Annotated in this window: 3 protein-coding genes; all 3 read right to left on the reverse strand. The window is 38.1% G+C overall.

Translation table 11 applies throughout. The features are described 5' to 3' along the window. Nucleotides 1-1161 (reverse strand): Gfo/Idh/MocA family oxidoreductase (locus Q8907_14445; GenBank protein MDP4275471.1); only part of this gene is annotated, 1161 nt, incomplete at its 3' end. Nucleotides 1162-1180: 19 nt separating this feature from the next. Then, on the reverse strand, nt 1181-2422 hold the full coding sequence (locus Q8907_14450) for a PmoA family protein (GenBank protein ID MDP4275472.1): 1242 nt from the start codon (nt 2420-2422) through the stop codon (nt 1181-1183). Between the two features lie 722 nt (nt 2423-3144). Further along, nucleotides 3145-3551 (reverse strand): hypothetical protein (locus Q8907_14455; protein ID MDP4275473.1); only part of this gene is annotated, 407 nt, incomplete at its 5' end.

Genomic DNA, 3551 nt, shown 5'->3' on the forward strand with positions numbered 1-3551 from the left:
AGAACTTTTGTATAGGTGTACCTCATTAGGGCCGATTACCGAATTAATAATTTTCGGATCGCTTGCTTCCAGGGCATTTACCTCGCCTGGTATTATAGGATCGTTTGGAGTTGCCCGATAATTACCTCTTGTAACAAAAATCCAACCTTCTGTTCCTTCAAACTTAATGCCATTAGGATATTCATTACTGATTTTCATTTTGACTCCATTTGCATACAAGGCCTCGGTTTTAAAATTTCCGTGTACGTCCCACAATCCTTTTTTGGGAAACTCTGCAGTGCCCCATACTTCAACCGGGCCACTATGTTCCATATTCATAGCCCAATGGGCACAATCAATATGATGAGATCCCCACCCAGTAATCATTCCGGCGCCAAACTGTTCACAACGCAACCAACCCGGACGGTCGTATCCCTTTTGAGGATGTACGCGATTTTCGGTATAATAAACATAGGGAGTGGAACCTAACCACATATCGTAGTTAAGATTAGAAGGAATGGGCATTTCAGCTTCTTCTTCTCCTGACGGGTCACTGGGTAAACCGACATAGACTGTCTTCAATTGTCCAATCCGGCCGTTTCTTACCAATTCAGCGGCATAACGGAACTGTGCCATGGATCTTTGCTGACTTCCTATCTGAAAGATTCTGCCAGTTTTATGCACTGCATTACATAATGCCCTGCCTTCAGCAATGGTCAGCGATGTAGGCTTTTGTAAATAAACATCTTTTCCGGCCCTTACCGCATCCATACCAATCAGCGCATGCCAATGATCGGGCGTGCTGACTACTACCGCATCAATGTCTTTATTTTGAAGTAATTCCCTGTAATCATGATAAACGGATACACCATCATAAGGTTGTCCAAATTTATTGGTATAATATTTATTGACAAACGACCTTGCATCAGCTGCCCGGTTGGTATCGAGATCGCAAACAGCCATTATCCTTGCAAAATCATATTGCAAAATACCAGGCATATCATGCGCCCTGGATATCCGGCCTGTACCGATTGCACCAATATTAATCCTTTCGCTGGGAGCATTTTTCCCGAAAACGCTGGCAGGTACTATAGTTGGGAAACCAAAAATCAAGGCCGTTGTCGTAGCGGCTTTTGCCGATGTCTTCAAAAATTCCCTTCTCGATTGTTCGGTTTTAATCATTTCATTAAGGTTTTTAATGTTATTTTGTCACTGTAACCTTTGGTAATGCGCTATAATATGTCCAGGCGCTTTCTGCTTTTTCTTTTGCCAAGTGTCCGTTAAATACAACAAACCTGTATTTTAAAACATAGGAATGGCCAGGTATTAAGACCCAATCCTTGTTTTTAACAGGAGTAAAATTTGCATACATATCCCCTCTTCGATTTGTATTTAAGGGCCAGATACGAAGCGGTTCCGGATGATTAAAATTACCGGGATAGGACATCATAAGGGCACCGGCATAATCGTTATCCACATTGCCCTGAACCACAATCCATCTTGCGCAACTATTATCAGCATCTTTTCTGGATCTTCCTTCTGAGGTGAGAATTTCGCAATTATCATTATTCCATTGTTCTGTAGTACGCCATCCTAATCCACCATAACGATAGGTTTGAAGTAATACAGGGCTGCTACTTGCACAACTCATATCCAATGTAACATCCATAATATAGTAGCCCGGATCTTTGGGCTGGTAAACCCTAATGGTTTCCATTTGATTTAAAGCCACTTTATTCAAATGATTTTTTTTGAATGCCACATATTCTTCCAAGACCTGAATTTGGCCAAAAACAGGACCTCCCGTGGATGAAATAACGTTTGCACAACGGACAGTCCCTTTTTTATCGCGAAGGTTCCAAAAATCAATGGAATCGCCCTCAAATATAGTATGTGCCCAGGAATCCCAAATACCGTAATGATGATAATGGTCAGGGGCCTGAATCCGGGTTAATACCTGTCCCCCTGGCGACCAAAGTGGATGAATAAAGCCGCTTTTTCTAAAGGCAGTGTCCACGTTTTTGGGTGGCATAACAGTTTTGTACACATAACTAACCAAATTTCTGGTTCCATTTTCAATGATTAATGAACCATTCTCATTTTTAGTCTGAATACGATTTGCTTCTTTATTATTTTTACCCTTTATAAGTTCGAAAACATATTTGCTTTTACCGCTTTTAGGTTCTATCAGCCAGTTAAGAGTCCGCTGATTACCATTTTCTATCTGGAAATTAACGAGAACCTTATTTTCTCCGGATTTTTCCATAAGGTTTAAAACAGAATCCGGCAAAAAGGTAATAGCATCCAGGTTGATTTGTACCGGAACGCAAATATTTACGGCAGTTTTTGGTAGCGCCACCTCTATGGTAGCAATTCTTTGCGCTTTACAATTAATGTAAAACACTGTTAAAAAAATAATTGCGAAAATCTTTTTACACGACATAGGAAATAGATTAAGTATTTAAATTAGATTATAAACTTAAAAGCAACCAAATATTATTTGTTATAACTTCCAAATAACAAACTTCAAAAATCTAAACAATAATTGCTATTTTTCCCAAGGGCTCGGGTTCCCGGTATACTGAGTTAATAAATGAGGGTATGTCGCGTGTGAGAGATTGAGATGGTGATCATTTTCTCATTTATTAATTACCGGCGGACAAACTTAATGCAATCAACAAATAAAAAAAATCTACTTTTTACAATGAAAAAGTACTATTTCTGGTTATAAAAATCAATACAATTAATCAATCCTACTGTACCTTTTTTCCAAGCACATGGATTTAATTTTTTTTTTTGTATTTCTTTAGGGTCTTCCATTCGGCAGACATTCACTTTCAGCAAAGCTACTTCACAACGATACAGGATTCCATCAAATAATGCTGTGATAAAACATTATCTTTCAATACCTAGACTCATTGTTTGGGAGATTTATACTTGCTTATTATCATAAAGCAATATTCAAAACAGCGGAATAAAAGTCTTATGCTTTTTTATCAAGAAGAGTATGACATCCACAATACCTATTCTTATTATATAAGTTTTTATTACTGTAGATATCATACTCTTCATTTTTATATATTTATCAGATTCTCCATAATTGTAAAGTAGTCTGATATTTTAAAAGATAGTTACCTTTTAAAACAATCTTTTAACTATAGTAAATTAATAGTTAGATGTATTTTCGTCCTCCCATTCATTTACCCCGTCCCGTATTCTGTTCCGGAAAGTCAGCGTATCCTTTGCAAAACAAGTATTGCCGGCAGCATTAACATATTTATAATTTAGATAGATTTTTCTGTTCTGAAGCAGTTTAGCCCTATTAAAGGTACTTTCGCCATCAGCCTGAACGGCATAGGTAGAGCCCGCATTGGTAGCAACTACAATGTTGTCGCCTTGCAAAGTCAACAACATTTCGCCTTTCTTAGTGGTCTGATCACTGTAACCGTTTGTCACCAAAGTATTAGGTCCTACTGTCTTCAACGTCCAAATCTTACTTTCAGGAGATGGGATAGTAGTGTAATACTTAATGGTATTGATTACATTACCATTCGCATCAGTCACTGTGGTAA

It is taken from the genome of Bacteroidota bacterium, from assembly GCA_030706565.1.
GTDB lineage: Bacteria > Bacteroidota > Bacteroidia > Bacteroidales > JAUZOH01 > JAUZOH01.

What these genes read in the sequence shown, in the direction of transcription:
- Q8907_14450 (MDP4275472.1), bottom strand. Translation starts at nt 2,422, where the DNA reads ATGTCGTGTAAAAAGATTTTCGCAATTATTTTTTTAACAGTGTTTTAC.